Source organism: Bdellovibrio sp. HCB185ZH (genome assembly GCF_047302455.1).
Lineage (GTDB): Bacteria > Bdellovibrionota > Bdellovibrionia > Bdellovibrionales > Bdellovibrionaceae > Bdellovibrio.
The window spans coordinates 2,611,622-2,625,949 of record NZ_CP178624.1 but is presented as its reverse complement, the minus strand read 5'-3'; the positions used below and the strand labels follow the sequence as shown (position 1 = coordinate 2,625,949).

15 protein-coding genes and 1 tRNA gene are annotated in these 14,328 nt (G+C 45.4%); 7 read left to right on the top strand and 9 right to left on the bottom strand.

All coding sequences use genetic code 11. From position 1 onward, the window contains the following. The first annotated feature begins 15 nt into the window (after nt 1-15). From recR to ACLSU7_RS12825, 5 genes are all read left to right on the top strand, one after another. The gene (gene recR, locus ACLSU7_RS12845; protein WP_413292284.1) at nt 16-630 is read left to right on the top strand and encodes a recombination mediator RecR; all 615 of its coding nucleotides are present in this window, start codon (nt 16-18) and stop codon (nt 628-630) included. Then, nucleotides 630-1,223 (top strand): GTP-binding protein, encoded by a 594-nt coding sequence (locus ACLSU7_RS12840; protein ID WP_088615854.1) that lies wholly within the window; start codon nt 630-632, stop codon nt 1,221-1,223. Before recR ends, ACLSU7_RS12840 begins: the two co-directional genes overlap by 1 nt. Before the next feature lie 146 nt (nt 1,224-1,369). Then, nucleotides 1,370-2,341 carry a quinolinate synthase NadA gene (nadA, locus tag ACLSU7_RS12835; RefSeq protein WP_413292282.1) on the top strand — a complete coding sequence of 324 codons (972 nt, stop codon included), beginning with the start codon at nt 1,370-1,372 and terminating at the stop codon, nt 2,339-2,341. A 17-nt stretch (nt 2,342-2,358) separates the two neighbouring features. Next, nucleotides 2,359-2,898 carry a 4'-phosphopantetheinyl transferase family protein gene (locus tag ACLSU7_RS12830; protein WP_413292281.1) on the top strand — a complete coding sequence of 180 codons (540 nt, stop codon included), beginning with the start codon at nt 2,359-2,361 and terminating at the stop codon, nt 2,896-2,898. A 97-nt stretch (nt 2,899-2,995) separates the two neighbouring features. Then, complete coding sequence (locus ACLSU7_RS12825) at nt 2,996-3,394, top strand: hypothetical protein (protein WP_413292280.1); 399 nt, start codon at nt 2,996-2,998, stop codon at nt 3,392-3,394. 54 nt (nt 3,395-3,448) lie between these two features. On the opposite strand, the gene ACLSU7_RS12820 is transcribed toward ACLSU7_RS12825, so the two are convergent. The 9 genes from ACLSU7_RS12820 to ACLSU7_RS12780 all read right to left on the bottom strand — a co-directional run bounded on the left by ACLSU7_RS12820 (nt 3,449) and on the right by ACLSU7_RS12780 (nt 12,270). Beyond that, a complete protein-coding gene (locus ACLSU7_RS12820) occupies nt 3,449-5,203 on the bottom strand; it encodes a hypothetical protein (RefSeq protein WP_413292279.1) in 1,755 nt (584 codons plus the stop codon). Next, nucleotides 5,203-5,568, bottom strand: a complete 366-nt coding sequence (locus ACLSU7_RS12815) for a hypothetical protein (RefSeq protein WP_413292278.1) — start codon at nt 5,566-5,568, stop codon at nt 5,203-5,205. The genes ACLSU7_RS12820 and ACLSU7_RS12815 overlap by 1 nt, the downstream gene beginning before the upstream one ends. Nucleotides 5,569-5,648: 80 nt before the next feature. After that, entirely contained in the window at nt 5,649-6,284 is a 636-nt protein-coding gene (locus ACLSU7_RS12810) for a hypothetical protein (protein ID WP_413292277.1), read from the bottom strand. Nucleotides 6,285-6,375: 91 nt separating this feature from the next. Then, on the bottom strand, nt 6,376-7,137 hold the full coding sequence (locus ACLSU7_RS12805) for a L,D-transpeptidase (protein ID WP_413292276.1): 762 nt from the start codon (nt 7,135-7,137) through the stop codon (nt 6,376-6,378). Between the two features lie 187 nt (nt 7,138-7,324). Further along, entirely contained in the window at nt 7,325-9,202 is a 1,878-nt protein-coding gene (locus ACLSU7_RS12800; RefSeq protein ID WP_413292275.1) for an OPT family oligopeptide transporter, read from the bottom strand. A gap of 147 nt (nt 9,203-9,349) precedes the next feature. Next, a tRNA-Val gene (locus ACLSU7_RS12795) sits at nt 9,350-9,425 on the bottom strand. Between the two features lie 77 nt (nt 9,426-9,502). Then, nucleotides 9,503-10,075, bottom strand: a complete 573-nt coding sequence (locus ACLSU7_RS12790) for a hypothetical protein (RefSeq protein ID WP_413292274.1) — start codon at nt 10,073-10,075, stop codon at nt 9,503-9,505. 11 nt (nt 10,076-10,086) lie between these two features. Then, the gene (locus tag ACLSU7_RS12785) at nt 10,087-11,190 is read right to left on the bottom strand and encodes a winged helix-turn-helix domain-containing protein (protein WP_413292273.1); all 1,104 of its coding nucleotides are present in this window, start codon (nt 11,188-11,190) and stop codon (nt 10,087-10,089) included. A 180-nt stretch (nt 11,191-11,370) separates the two neighbouring features. Beyond that, nucleotides 11,371-12,270: a LysR substrate-binding domain-containing protein gene (locus ACLSU7_RS12780; RefSeq protein ID WP_413292272.1), complete on the bottom strand. Its 900-nt coding sequence runs from the start codon at nt 12,268-12,270 to the stop codon at nt 11,371-11,373. A gap of 88 nt (nt 12,271-12,358) precedes the next feature. Between ACLSU7_RS12780 and ACLSU7_RS12775 the strand changes: the two genes are divergently transcribed. Both ACLSU7_RS12775 and fghA read left to right on the top strand, forming a co-directional pair. Next, nucleotides 12,359-13,468: an S-(hydroxymethyl)glutathione dehydrogenase/class III alcohol dehydrogenase gene (locus ACLSU7_RS12775; protein WP_413292271.1), complete on the top strand. Its 1,110-nt coding sequence runs from the start codon at nt 12,359-12,361 to the stop codon at nt 13,466-13,468. 8 nt (nt 13,469-13,476) lie between these two features. Further along, complete coding sequence (gene fghA, locus ACLSU7_RS12770) at nt 13,477-14,313, top strand: S-formylglutathione hydrolase (protein ID WP_413292270.1); 837 nt, start codon at nt 13,477-13,479, stop codon at nt 14,311-14,313. The last annotated feature ends 15 nt before the right edge of the window (nt 14,314-14,328 follow it).

The window sequence follows — 14,328 nt, the reverse complement described above, 5'->3', positions numbered from 1 at the left end:
TAATCGGAGAAACCCTTGCTTCACATCACTGCCCTTGAAAAATTAGTCCACGAAATGAGCCGTCTGCCTGGTATCGGGCCGAAGACTGCTCAGCGTTTGGCCTATTTCATTCTTAAATCTGAGAGTGAATTTCCAGAGCGTTTGAGTGAAGCGCTTCTTCGTGTGCGCGCAGAAGTTCATGACTGCCCACAATGCTTCAACTTTACGGATGCTGATATTTGCCGTTATTGCAAAGACGCACACCGTTTGGATGAGTCCATTTGTGTGGTGGAAGAGCCTTCCGATATCATGCGCATCGAATCCTCTGGTGCATTCAGAGGCCGTTACCATGTTTTGCATGGGGCGATCTCTCCATTGGAAGGCATCGGTCCTAAAGAACTAAAAATCCATGAATTGATCGACCGAGTGGACGCAGGTTTGCGCGGTGACGGCCCCGTGATTAAGGAGATCATCCTTGCATTGGACGCAGATCTTGAAGGCGATACGACGATTTTGTACCTTGCTAAACAGTTGCAGGGTAAAGGATTGAAACTTTCTCGCATTGCCCATGGAGTTCCTATTGGCAGCGACATCGATTTCGTAGATGATAGAACTATGGGTCGTGCCCTGCAAAATAGAGTGGAGCTGTAATGTCCTTTATTAACTACAATGCCAAAGAGATTCACTGCAAAGTCGTGTATTACGGCCCATCATTGGGTGGTAAGACGACGAATATTCAGTGGGTTTACCAAAAAACGGCTGAGGATCAAAAATCCAAGCTGGTGGCATTGAATACGGACATCGAGCGCACTCTGTTCTTTGACTTCCTTCCACTGAACGTGGGGGAAATCCGCGGTTTCAAAACTCGCTTCCACCTTTACACAGTCCCGGGCCAGGTTGTTTACGATGCTTCCCGTAAGTTGATCCTCAAAGGTTTGGACGGGGTTATTTTCGTCGCTGACTCGCAAATCGAGCGTATGGACGAAAACTTGGAATCTTTGCGCAATTTGGAAACGAACCTTGAACAACAAGGTTACGACATCAAAGAAATCCCGTTGATCATGCAGTACAATAAGCGCGACCTTCCAAATGTGGCGTCACTGGCTGAGATGAGAAGCGCTTTAAACCCTTACAACGCCCCTGAAATCGAAGGCTGTGCTTCCGAAGGCCGTGGCGTGTTCGAGTCTTTGAAGACCGCTTCCAAGTCTATTATCAACGTTCTAAAAGGTGGAACGACTCTGTAATCAGAGCCTCCTTTTGAGCCCAATTGTAACTTCAATTCGCTTTCATTTTCCTCTTACGACCTTGGAAGGGCTGTGCTATAGGATGTCGCACCTATTCGGCGTATAATGTCCTATTACTTTCAGGCGTATATTGCCAGGGCGAGGTAATGACTATGAGTTATGATGTTGCTGCTGAAATTCAAAGACTGAAAAAAGAGAAGAACGCCGTCGTTCTTGCTCACTACTATGAAGATGGCGAGATCCAAGATGTCGCTGACTATGTGGGTGACAGTTTCTTTTTGGCTAAAAAAGGTCAGGAAGTTAAAGAGCAAGTCATTCTGCTTGCGGGTGTTGTGTTCATGGCGGAATCCGTAAAGATCATGAACCCGACTAAAACAGTTTTGGTGCCTGAGCTTGAAGCAACATGCTCGCTGGTTAAAGGGGCTCCTTACGACAAGTACTTGGCTTGGCGCCAACAACATCGCGATGGCATCGCGGTCACTTACATCAACTCCTCTGCTGAAGTTAAATCCATTTCTGATGTGATCATCACTTCTTCGAATGCTCAGCAAATCGTTAATGCCATTCCTAAAGATCGTAAGATCTTATTCGGACCCGACCAGCACTTGGGGCGCTGGTTGTCTAAAAAATTAGGCCGTGAAATGGAATTTTGGAATGGTTCTTGTGAAGTGCACGTGCTGTTCAATGCGAACCGTTTGGCTGCGCTTATTCAAGAACACCCAGATGCATTAATCCTGGCTCACCCGGAGTGTGATGATTCTGTGTTGGCTTATGCTAACGTGATTGGTTCAACTCAACACTTGCTCGATTCCGTTTCCAGCAATCCTCACAAGAAATTTATCGTCGCAACCGAGACTGGCATTTTCCATCAAATGCAAAAGCGTCGTCCGGATGCTGCGTTCATTCAAGCACCGGTTGTTGACGAGGGTTGCAAGTGCAATGACTGCCCTTATATGAAAATGAACAACATGGAGAAAATCAAACGTGCGCTTGAGACTTTCAAGCCCGAGGTGACTTTGCCAGAAGCCTTGCGCCTGGAAGCGAAAACGTCTTTGGATCGCATGATGGATATCACTAGCGGTAAAGCCGTTACTTGGCCCACTGAATTTGCTCTTTAATCTTTGAGGACTCTGACATGTTGATCATCGACAATCACAAGTTAGAGTCTTTAAGAAAATATCTGAACTGCCCCGACTTACAGGTCTTTGCTTATGCAGAATGGGGCAGTGAAAATCCCGAAAACCGCAAATTGATTCATGCCCAGCGTGATCAGATCATTTTAAGTTCCACTTCTCCCCTCCACTCCAGCATCGCTCATACTCAAGGAATGGGAGTGTTAATGATTTCTTCGCAAGCTGTGGGCGTTGACGTGGAAAATACCCACCGGGTTTCAGACCCCATCGCAAGGCGCGTAGCAAAGCCCGGAGAGTACGAAGCGGCCCCCAGTGCTGCGAGCTTATGGACGGCCAAAGAGGCGTGCTATAAAGCGCTTCGTCCGTTCAAACAGCCCTCGGTCCTTTCCGAATTTTCTGTAGGGGATTGGCAAAAAATCACGTCCCACTATGAGACATTCACCTTACAAAATTACTCTGAACACCAAGCCCCGAGCGCCGGAGCTGGCGTGTGTTTCCACGAGCAGAAATTTAGTTTTGGTTTTTACTGCGTGAACCTTTAACTTTGGTCCGGTCTTGCCGAAGAGTTTATAAGCCTGCAAAGTCAGAAGAAGTGCAGGGGCTCATAAGGCAAGTTTCATTAGGGCAAGGTAGGTATAAATGGGAAACACAGCTGCAAATAAACGGATCGCTCCCCGTAAGGAAGTCACACCGATTCATGTGTCGTATATGACTTCACTGGATGATTTCGCTAAAATCGCAAAGAACTGCGAAATCGTGGAAGCATCTTCGACAGGTCTGCTTCTTTTAGTAAAAAGAGATGATCTTATTCCCACAGCACTTAGAAAAAATCTAACGTTGGATGTTTTGATTGGCGACAGAGTCTTCATGCATCTGGACGAAATGAACCTGGAAATTTCAGGTGTAATTAAAAGAACAAAACTATTGGGTAAAAAAGGCTTCCATATCGCTGTTGATTACAGCGAAGACGCTCCAGAATATTGGAGAGAATGCCTGATGGATCTTTTGCCAACTCCAGGAGAGATGGACGAAGAATAGTTCTGCTTTAAATGCCTATGAGACCAAAAAGGGAATCCAGCCGGATTCCCTTTTTTATTTGGCGTAACTGGTTACTAGCTCATCGAGCTTTGCATTGAAGATCTTCTGGCCTTCGGAACTTGCGTAATCTTGTGATTTTAATTGCTGCTTATATTGCTCGAGCTCCACTGATATCGTCTTCCAGTTGTTTTGGCGAAGCTTCTGCTTGTCTTCGTCTATCTGCTGAGCAGGGCCCATAATGTCGCGGAAATTAGCGCCCGCTTCCATTTGTCTTTGAAGTTCTTTTTCCCTTGCGCCGATGGCTTCCATCTGAGCTTTCGTGGCGCTGTTTGTTTTCAGCACGGATTCGATCTTCTCGTTCATCAGTCGTGTGGCCCGGTCGTTTTCATAATCTTTGCGCACGCGGGTGACGTTTGCTGGAGAAGCCGTCACCATTCCGTTTTTCATGCCTTCGCTGGGCCCCGCACCCGCTTCAACCCAGGTAAAAGGAACATTGAGGTCCCCAAGTACCGGCTGAATTCCAAGATTCATAAAGTTTTTTAGCGCCATGAATTCGGGTTTTAAGGCTGAGTCTTCGTTAGTTTTATCGTTCAGATATCTTGCAGTTGCATTGAGCTTTCCTAAAACCTCGGCGCGGCTCATTTTTTGGATGTTTCCCCAGCGAAGGTCTTTGGGAGCACCTACTTTATCCAAGAGCTGGTTATAGTCTGCGATCTCACGGGAAAAATTTTGAACGAAGTTCTTTTTTACATCGGCAAAGTGAATGAGGCGAATCATTGTATCAGGGGATGGAACTCCGACCTGTTGTTCAGGAGAAAGCACTTCTTTGCAATGAGCATAGTCCTGCAGCTTTTCATAAAATCTACGGAGATCACTGTCTGAAGTGTTTGCGGGAGGATTAGCACACCCCTCTTCGGCATTCAGATAACAGCTGTAAATTTTTGCATCCTTCAGATAAGGACCCTCACACATGGACTGAACATTTGCCAAATCCATCGTAAGCTTTTTATTCGAAAACTTTCCGCCCACGCAAATTGCGGCATCCGTGATCCTGACGCCATCCAATCCTTTTAAGGCTTTTTGCAATTCGTTTTCGTCCTTTATCTGCGTAAGTTCTTTTTCTTTAGATAGGAAATCTTTTAGCAGTGCCCAATTTGCGGGGCTATTTCCCAAAGGACCTTGTCTATCGAAACCAACAACAACTTCAACTTGAGGAAAAGACTTTTTCCAATACAAACTAAGACTGCTAATGTTTGCGGTATAACAACCCCACAACGCCAATGAACGAATTCCATCACCCATCGGTGGATTTTTTAAAAATGCATCCGAGAGAGCTTTGTCATCGAGGTCGCCGAAACGGCCAGCAAAATGCCCATTTCCATCGTGACCGGAAACTACCATCGAAGAAAGCTGCACACCTTTTTGCTTTAGCTCTGCGATGCTTTTTTCCAGAGTCTTGGCATTTAATTCATTTTCCTGCCGAAATTTATTCTCTCTTGCCATGGCCTCATCTAGATTTTTAGCAACAGCTGCACAGGCTTCCGTTTTCTCTATTCCGACGGAGCAGCCTTTTTTTAAATACTCTGCATTTGCTTTTTGGGTAAGCTCCTTGAACTTAACTTGATTAGCCGCAAGCTCTTTAGTTATCTCTGGAATTACGATTACTTTTTCCCCACGCTTGGCCGCTGCTGCTTTCGCGGCCTCGATTTCTTTGGGATTTCCATTAAGATCTAAAAATAGGATATCAGCGTTCGCCGACATCGCGAAGGACATAACAATTACTAAAACGCTGAAAGAGGATTTCAACATTAGCGAGCGTCCTTGATGAGCATTTGAAATTTTGCTAATTGCTTTTTCGGTAGAGCTGGATATTTTTTTGCGAAAGCTTTTGCTCCGCTATTTTGTGCACGCAGCACAAACATATCCCGCTCATAGTGACTTTTATTTTTAAAGAATTTTGTGAGTCCCGCTTTATCAATCAAATCATCGCGCTCGCCAGGTGAAATCACTTGGTGATCCCTCAACGACTTATTCACCGGTCCGTTTAATTTCTCGCTCGGATACTCTTTGGAATAAACGGAATAATTGATCTCCGCCGGTGGCGTGAGAGTATTTGTAGATAAAGCTGTGGAAGCGCCCAGAAAAATAGCGAGAGCGCCGAGATATCTCAGCATGAATTATTCCCTTTTAAATATGATAATCTACGAGGGAACAATTGTAAGGACGAGCGGGTCCTGCTCGCCCTAAGCCTAGCTTAAAGATCCGTGAATTTCGGTAAGCCCATTTCAGAAACAAGCACGATGGAATAATGTGGAGGTAAGAACCAGCTAATCGCTTCCGCGATTCCTTGGTGTTCTTTTTCTGGAGGATTACCCAATGACTCCAACGAGAAAGCCAAATCGTAGTGCTTACGATCCTGGCTCATCACCAAAATACGTGGGCGCATGACCGCCTGGTCGCGAAGAAACTCTTTGATGATGTTACGAACGTATTGCGGAAGGTAAGAAGGCGCTGGCTCCCCTGCATGAAGACCTTGGCCTTTTTCCATTTCCAAAACACCGACGGGTGCTTCATCAGCCGTACGATAGAACAATCCTGTTTCTTTGAAGTGCCAAAGCATTCCGTATGTGAATACGTAGTCTGGATAATTTTTCTGTGGATTTACCGCTAAGCCCACACCTTTCAGTGCCGCCCACTGCATGATTTTATTTGCCGGCTCTGTGGCATCCGCAGAAGTTTCTGCAAGCATATACGGCCAGCCATCCGGGCCCTGTTGAGGAGCATCCAGCATCAACTTTACTTTGCCGGAAGTGATCGCCATAAAGAAATCAATTTCCCATTGGTGATCACGTTGTTCATCAGAGATTTTCACAAGTTCGTTCAAAGTCATAAATGCTCCAAGAGGGAGGCCCAAATGAAAAAAGGCCAAACCCGTAGGTTCAGCCTTTTTATTGCCCTTAAGAGTTAGGGTCAAGTCGGTATTAGTACTCTTCCACGATCACTAGAGAGCGGTAGCCCACTTTAATTTGTGGCTTACCGTATTTGTCGACCATTTGGCGACCTGTTTTCGTATCGATAACTGGCATTTGGCCTTTGTCGGCTCTAACAACCGCGTCGTGGATGATGTTGATTTGACCAGATTTCACACGCACGCAACCAGAGGAAGCACGTTGACCCAAAGCCGCGACACCGTTTGCCTCGCCGCCAGAGATATCTGGAGGTACTTGGTGAACCGCCAAACCACGAGCGTCGTTAAAGAACATCGCGTATGGCATTTGGAATTTAGATTCGCCAGAACGGTAGTTATAGTCGTAAACGCGTTTCACAGAGTAGAAACCACGAGTCGTGTGTCTCCAATGAGAGCTGCGAGAACCTTTGAAGATTCCATTGATAACGCCTTTGAATTTACCAATGTATTCCACTTCCTCTGTACCAGAAGAAATTGGAGTTGTAAGAACCAAGCGGCGGTTTGTGTAAAGGCGAAGAGTTTGTGCGCCATTACCCTTAGCTTTTTTGTTGATCACGATGATGTTCGTGTAGTCGTTGTAGTCTGTTTGACCAGCAAAGTAGTCATCTTCAAAAAACAACTGACCCTTTGGTGCTTCGTAAGAATCTTCAACCATCAAACGCTTTTCAGCTTCTTCACGCTTAGAAAGTTTTAGTGGTGTTTCTTCCGGAAAAGACTGAGCAAATGCAGCTACAGAGAAAGTGGACGCCAAAAGCGCTGCCAACAACAATTTCATGATCACTCCTTACAAGTACATTCTGGAACTTCGCACCCCTCGCGAATTCCGATGGAGTCAGATAACTTAGGACACGAGCGAATGCATTAGATTTCGAGAAATGAAGCATTCCTCCATACTTTGTAGACAGAAAATTATTAAGAATTAATCTACGGGTCGCCTTGACGACCCGCGTTCTGTTTGCCCTTTATCCTAAGGCATTTTCCAACAAAATGAGTACGATTCCAATGATCGATCCCCCGGCAATAATACCAGCGGCCATCGTTTCTTGATTTTGCACGAATGCGCGATAACCAAAGCCTTTTTCGTTCGTAAACTTTTTACGAGCGACCCAAAACAACAATGTTCCCAGAGCCATGGACCAAGCATCCGTAAAGCGCAGGACAAAGCCCAAACCCAGCCCGACACCAGATAGCGGGAAACGACCGCGTGTTTTCTTACTTAAGAACTCAATCACAATACCAAGGACGGCACCAATTGCCGCCGCAGCCTGTGCTGTCGGATGCAAATTTCCTAATCCTTTAGTCAGTGCTTCAGCCACACCTTTCCAAATAGCCGCGCCTGGAAGTGGCATTGCATCGGAGGTGAAAGTGGAAACATCACCATGGAACAAAGAATAAAAAACCGGTACCGCGATGAATGCGCCGGCGAAAATACCCAGCACATGCCCGATCGCTTGGTGACGGGGTTTACCGCCCAACATGTAACCCGGTTTGATATCCATCAAAAGGTTACTGGCATTCAAAGAAACTTCAGAAGTAATTCCGGCCGTCATAAGGTTTGTTGTCACATTGCCCGGAGCTAAAACACCGTAAGTGATCTGAGTCAATTTACCAAGCGCACCCCCTGGAGTGATCGCTGTTAGGCCCGTGGATGTCACTGCAATGAGTGTAAACACAAAGACCAATGGGATCGCTAAAATACCCAGCCAATAGTGAATACCAAACCAAACATGGCCCAAATAAACAACCACGGCACCAACCAAAGGAATGCCGACTGCAAAAATCCACATTGGCAATTCGATCTTGTTTAAAACGTCATGATGCTTATGCAGACTGTTTTTCGTGAAGCTTTTAGTAAAGGCTTCCTTCAACATTTTTGGTTTCGAAAAGAATGAAAACAACGAAGAGGTGGTCATCATCGAAGCTCCGCCCCACAGCGCCCACATGGCGATGGCTTTAAATTTTGCTTCAGGGATAACTCCCGCTTGAATCAAAATTGGAGCACACAAGAAATAATTCAACATCGCCCCAATAAGCAGGGACATCGAAGTTTTCATACTCATCAAGCCACCAGTGCCCAACATCACAATCGATGTGTCCCACTGAATTGTCAGATCCTTAAGGGGAGTATTAAATAAACGAGGAGTTGCGAATTTATAGATGAAATCGTCCCAGTACTGCGGAAACGCCAAGAATTTCAATTTCAATGCCGAGAGGATCGGTTCGGCCCGCAGAAATTCAATCAAAGCAGAAAGACCTGCGCCGCCCATCAAAAGTTTTGCCTTGAAGACGCCATCGCCACCATCTTCAGAATGTAAGCTATCCAATACCACACCCGAAGCATAGCCTTCAGGGAATGGCATTTGTTCATCGTTAATAAAACGTTTCTTCAAAGGGAAAGCGAACAAAACACCCAGTATCGCAAGTGCGATGATCCACCAAATCGTCTGATACATTGGCACCACTTGGCCAGTCACCATCATATAAGCGGGCATTGAAGCCATTAACGGCGCCGTCATATAACCAGCACTTGTCGCAATCGATTGCATCGCATTGTTTTCAAGTATCGTCATATGAGAACCAATCTTCATACGATCCATGATTTTAAAAAATGCAAAGGACAAGATCACAGAAGAGATGCCCACTCCAAGAGTCCAACCCGTTTTAATGCCGATGTATAGATTGGTCATGCTTAGGATGCCACCCAAGATCACACCCGTCAGAGCCGAGCGAATCGTAAGTTGCGGCATATCGCCTTTGTATACATTCTGTAACCACCACTCGTCCTTTTGCTCGAGGGTCATAGAATGAATTTCGTCCTGACTTAGCTCTTGAATTGCCATGAGATCTCCGTTGATATTTGAGGAGGTTGATCAAGCCTGGATTTGCGAGGTCAGTCAATTGTATTGCTGTTTTGAGATATCGTGAGCACAAATAAAAAAACCACCTCGAGGGTGGTTGTTTTTCGATAGGCCAATCTTTTAGAAGATTGGTAGGGAGTACAGGATTCGAACCTGCGACATCCACCTTGTAAGGGTGGCGCTCTACCAACTGAGCTAACTCCCTATCGGTAAGAAGGACCTATGTTTATCTGCGTCCTTCTAACTTTGCAATATCTTTTTTAACTTTTTTAAAAATTCTCGTTAGTGCGACAGGCAAGTGTCTTGCGTGAAGCGAAAACGCGAAGAAACCTTCGTCAGCTGCAAATGGGCGATGTAATAAGCGCTCTTGTCGCCTAGATCGCTCATCGACAATACCATCACTGAACCCGTGTAGAGATTACCCATCACCGGCGGCTGCGGAGAATCTTCACGTTTAAATGATGTCAGCTTCAGACGGTACGTAGCACCACCACAGCTCGTCATTTGCGCAAACACGATGTTGTCTCTTTCGAAACCCGGGCCCTCGGCCAACACACGACGAGTTTCCCCATCGATTTGTCTAACCAGAAGCTGGCGGCCACCGCTTGCTTGCTTCACAACTTTGAATGCGAAGTAAGATACGTAGTTATCCTGTTCGACCTTCCACAAACCTTGGATATCATCCCAAGGGAATGGCTGCGCCAATGTCCAAGGCCATGGGACCGGACGATTGTCTCCAGACGGCATGATGCTGCCTTCGTCATAATCCCAAGCATGTGCGTGGTAAGACGAAGCCTGCGCATGGCTTACGCTGGAAAAGATCAACAGAGCTGCTAAAAAAATATGACGTAACATGAAAACCCCTACTAGTGCTCGAAATGGACTCGAGCAGCTTTATTCATGTAATAGCCGTTTTTGGCTCTAAAAATATATTTTGGTTTTTCGTAATCTGGTTCGATCAACTTACGAAGACGTTTAATCGTCACGTAAATCTTATTGTCATGGATCGCAGGATCATATGGCTGCTTCCAAACATTCTCGACCAGGAATTCTTTCGAATAAATAGTGCCTTGGTTCTGAACGAACAGACGCAATAGATCCAAAAGGATGAATTGATTTTTGAAATCGATACGACCCAATTTACGCTCAGTCACCGCATGGTTAACTTCGTCGAATACTAGGTCATAGCTGTGCTGAGAATCCGCACCAATTTTAGATGCGTAGAACTGAGCAATCTTAGCCAGGCGAACGTGATTTTCGGAGTCGATAGATTTTTGTGCCAACGCCAAGTAAACGCGAGCCAAATCTTTATCGCCCATTTCGAAATACACATCACCCAATTGGATCATCAGGTAAGAAGCGGAAACAACATTACGAGTTTCTTTAAGAGCATCGTAAGCTTTCCACAATACCGTCACAGCTTCCTCATGCTTTTTCATTTGCGCAAGGATGTTACCGTTCAAGATCAAAGATGAAATTTTCAAATCAGGAAGATTGTAAACCTGGAAGAACACTTCAAGGTTGTAGATCTCTTTCAAGGCGTCAGCGTAACGAGCAACACCTGGAGCAGAGTAAACCATCGCAAGACCGAAGATGGCGTTGCAGATGTCCTCTTTGTTGTCAGAAGCTAGCGCGATCGCAAGCGCTTTTTGTACGTAATCCAACGCCACATCAGTTTGGCCTTTGTAAGACGCGCAGACTGCAAGAGTGTAGTAAGTTTTAGAATTAAGTTCGAAGCCCTCATTCAAAACCAGGTCTTGGAGTTTTTCCTTGGTTTTGTTGATTTCTTCTGTTTGTTCGCGTTCGGCAAAAATACGCAACAACAAGTTTTGGCACTTGAGATATTGAGAGAAGTTCTTTTCAGCGAAATAGCCTTCACTAGCTTCGCGAAGGTGATCCGCAGCGGGACCGAACTCTCCACGATCGCTATAAAGCTTGCCGAGCTCATAGGTGCGATCGAATTGACTCATAAGAAATTAAAACTCCAAGTTTTTTTGAGGAAGGACAGGTTTTGTCAGATTGTCAGGATATCGTCAATGAAGGATGCGAGTCGTTGCTGAAAAAGTAGGCATAGTGAGAATTGATTTCAGTAATGTAATCCTAAGCCCTTATCACAACTGTATTTACTCGGCGCAACATGTGGGAATTATTTAGAATAATACGTGTCCATAGTCGTCAGAAAGGTACTTCTTAACCTCTTGGATAAAGACTTTCACGTTAATATTTTGTTTGTGGCGGATCGGTGTGACCGCCCAAATGTCCTTTTTTCCTTCATTAAAATTTTCCAAAACTGAAATCAGGCGGCCTTTTTTTATTTCCTCAAAAGCGTAAGATCCCGGAAGTCGCGCAATCCCCAAACCCGCCAGGGCAGCCTTTTGCATGACCCGTGGGTTGTTGCTTTTAAAGTTTCCTGAAACCTGAACCTGAAAACTTTTTCCGCGTTTTTTAAAACTCCATGAACTGCGCTCGCCGATGCAGTTGTGTTGAATCAAGTCCTGTGGCTCTTTCAGAGGCGGCGCTGATGAAAGATAGCTTTTCGAACACACGATGTATTCAAATCGAGAGGCAATTTTTTGTGCCATCAAAGATGAATTTTCCAAGTGCCCGATGCGAATCGCGACATCGAACTTTTCCTCAATTAAATCCACAATGCGGGTCGAGAAATTTAATTCGACTTTTAAATCGGGATATCGTTTAGCCATTTCAATTACCACGGGCGCAATGTAGTCCTCGCCAAAAATTCCCGCCAGCGTCACTCGCAGAGTGCCGCGTGGAGTGTCGGATAGATCCAAAATCTCCTGCTTGGCGGAATCAAGGCTTTTTAAAGATTCACGACAGGTCTCAAGAAAACGCTCCCCCAGATGAGTCAGCTGTACTTTGCGGGTGGAGCGAACAAAAAGTGCGATACCCAAGTCGGCCTCTAATTGGCGGATGTTTTTACTGATGTGAGATTTCGAAACGTTCAAAATTTCAGCAGCTTTTGAAAAGCTTCCGACATCAGCGACTTTGACAAACGAAATGATTCCCTGGAGCGACTTTATTGTTTCCATACAGAAACAGTATTGTTCTTTTTGTCGCCTAGTCAAGAAAGCGGTATCTCCATATAATTCCTTCATTAAATACACTTAAGGAGTCAGTATGAAAATCAAAGCCGCAGTTGCGTGGAAAGCCGGAGCCCCTTTATCTATCGAAGAGGTTGAATTAGAAGCACCTAAAAAAGGCGAGGTCTTAATCAAAGTTGTCGCAACAGGCGTTTGTCATACGGATGCTTTCACGTTGTCAGGAGCAGATCCTGAAGGTCTTTTCCCAGTTATTCTCGGTCATGAAGGCGGCGGTATCGTTGAAGCAGTCGGTGAAGGCGTCACCACTCTTAAAAAAGGGGATCACGTCATCCCGCTTTATACTCCTGAGTGTAAAGAATGTAAGTTCTGCCTTTCTGGAAAAACCAATTTGTGCGTTCGCATTCGTGCGACACAAGGTAAAGGTTTGATGCCAGATGGTACTTCTCGTTTTTCTAAAGATGGCAAAATGATTCATCACTATATGGGTTGCTCAACATTTGCTGAATACACCGTGGTTCCAGAGATCGCTTTGGCGAAAGTTAATCCAGCGGCGCCTTTGGACAAGGTTTGCTTGTTAGGTTGTGGAGTAACGACAGGAATCGGCGCCGTTTTGAATACCGCTAAAGTCGAAAAAGGCGCAACCGTTGCCGTATTCGGTCTGGGTGGTATCGGTCTTTCTGTTATTCAAGGTGCAAAAATGGCTGGAGCTTCTCGTATCATCGCGATCGATATCAACGATGCAAAAAGAGAAATGGCCGAAAAATTCGGCGCCACTGATTTTGTAAATCCCAACAAATTCGATAAACCGATCCAACAAGTAATCATTGAAATGACTGAATGGGGTGTTGATTATTCATTTGAGTGTGTTGGTAGCACCGCACTTATGCGTGCAGCACTTGAGTGCGCTCACCGCGGCTGGGGTCAATCCATCATCATCGGTGTAGCGGGCGCGGGACAAGAGATCTCTACACGTCCTTTCCAACTGGTTACAGGCCGCGTTTGGAAAGGTTCTGCCTTTGGAGGAGTTAAGGGCCGCACTGAACTTCCAGGTTACGTGGATCAATACATGTCAGGCGCTATCAACATCGACGACATGGTGACTTTTGAAATGCCACTTGAAGATATCAATAAAGCCTTTGATTATATGCATGAAGGCAAAAGCATTCGTTCCGTCATCAAAATGTAGGAGAGGCCATGGAAGTAAAACTTCTTAAGTCCCATAAGACATTCGAAGGTAAAACCCAATTTTGGGAGCACGATTCCACATCGACGAAAACCAAAATGAAGTTTTCAACTTTCATTCCTGAAGGATTAGTTAAGGGTTGTGTGATCTGGCTTTCGGGACTGACTTGCACAGACGAAAACTTCATCACTAAAGCGGGGGCACAAAAGTACCTGGCAGAACATCAATTGATGGTGATCTGCCCCGATACCTCCCCGCGCGGACTGCAACTGCCCGGCGAGCATGAATCCTATGATTTCGGCTCGGGAGCGAGCTTTTACGTGGATGCAAAAACTCCTGGATACGCAGATCACTATCGAATGTTTACGTATATCAGCGAGGAGCTTTTTGATTTAATTCAGACGCAGTTTCAAGTTCCGAAAAACAAAATCTCCATCATGGGTCACTCGATGGGTGGTCATGGAGCCTTGGTGATCGGACTTCGTGAAAATAAAAAGTTTCAATCTATCTCAGCCTTTGCTCCGATTGTGAATCCGACTCAATGCCCATGGGGTGAAAAGGCTTTCACCGGCTATTTGGGTACCGACAAATCCACTTGGAGCCAATACGATGCCACCGAATTGGTTCGCAGCGGTGCCAGACATGAAAATAGCATTCTTGTTGATCAAGGCTTGGCAGATGAGTTTTATGAAAAGGGTCAGCTACTGACTCCGCAATTAGAAAAAGCCTGCTTGGAAGTGGGACAAAGTATCGAAATGAAATACCGCGGTGATTATGATCACAGTTACTATTTCATCGCGACATTTATTGAAAAACACATCAAACATCACGCAAAATTCTTAACGTAATATCAGCCCGGCTGT

What these genes read in the sequence shown, in the direction of transcription:
- ACLSU7_RS12785 (WP_413292273.1), bottom strand. Translation starts at nt 11,190, where the DNA reads ATGAGTCAATTCGATCGCACCTATGAGCTCGGCAAGCTTTATAGCGAT.
- ACLSU7_RS12820 (WP_413292279.1), bottom strand. Translation starts at nt 5,203, where the DNA reads ATGTTGAAATCCTCTTTCAGCGTTTTAGTAATTGTTATGTCCTTCGCG.
- fghA (WP_413292270.1), top strand. Translation starts at nt 13,477, where the DNA reads ATGGAAGTAAAACTTCTTAAGTCCCATAAGACATTCGAAGGTAAAACC.
- ACLSU7_RS12805 (WP_413292276.1), bottom strand. Translation starts at nt 7,137, where the DNA reads ATGAAATTGTTGTTGGCAGCGCTTTTGGCGTCCACTTTCTCTGTAGCT.
- ACLSU7_RS12825 (WP_413292280.1), top strand. Translation starts at nt 2,996, where the DNA reads ATGGGAAACACAGCTGCAAATAAACGGATCGCTCCCCGTAAGGAAGTC.
- ACLSU7_RS12840 (WP_088615854.1), top strand. Translation starts at nt 630, where the DNA reads ATGTCCTTTATTAACTACAATGCCAAAGAGATTCACTGCAAAGTCGTG.
- ACLSU7_RS12780 (WP_413292272.1), bottom strand. Translation starts at nt 12,270, where the DNA reads ATGGAAACAATAAAGTCGCTCCAGGGAATCATTTCGTTTGTCAAAGTC.
- ACLSU7_RS12790 (WP_413292274.1), bottom strand. Translation starts at nt 10,075, where the DNA reads ATGTTACGTCATATTTTTTTAGCAGCTCTGTTGATCTTTTCCAGCGTA.
- ACLSU7_RS12775 (WP_413292271.1), top strand. Translation starts at nt 12,359, where the DNA reads ATGAAAATCAAAGCCGCAGTTGCGTGGAAAGCCGGAGCCCCTTTATCT.
- ACLSU7_RS12830 (WP_413292281.1), top strand. Translation starts at nt 2,359, where the DNA reads ATGTTGATCATCGACAATCACAAGTTAGAGTCTTTAAGAAAATATCTG.
- ACLSU7_RS12815 (WP_413292278.1), bottom strand. Translation starts at nt 5,568, where the DNA reads ATGCTGAGATATCTCGGCGCTCTCGCTATTTTTCTGGGCGCTTCCACA.
- ACLSU7_RS12810 (WP_413292277.1), bottom strand. Translation starts at nt 6,284, where the DNA reads ATGACTTTGAACGAACTTGTGAAAATCTCTGATGAACAACGTGATCAC.
- nadA (WP_413292282.1), top strand. Translation starts at nt 1,370, where the DNA reads ATGACTATGAGTTATGATGTTGCTGCTGAAATTCAAAGACTGAAAAAA.
- ACLSU7_RS12800 (WP_413292275.1), bottom strand. Translation starts at nt 9,202, where the DNA reads ATGGCAATTCAAGAGCTAAGTCAGGACGAAATTCATTCTATGACCCTC.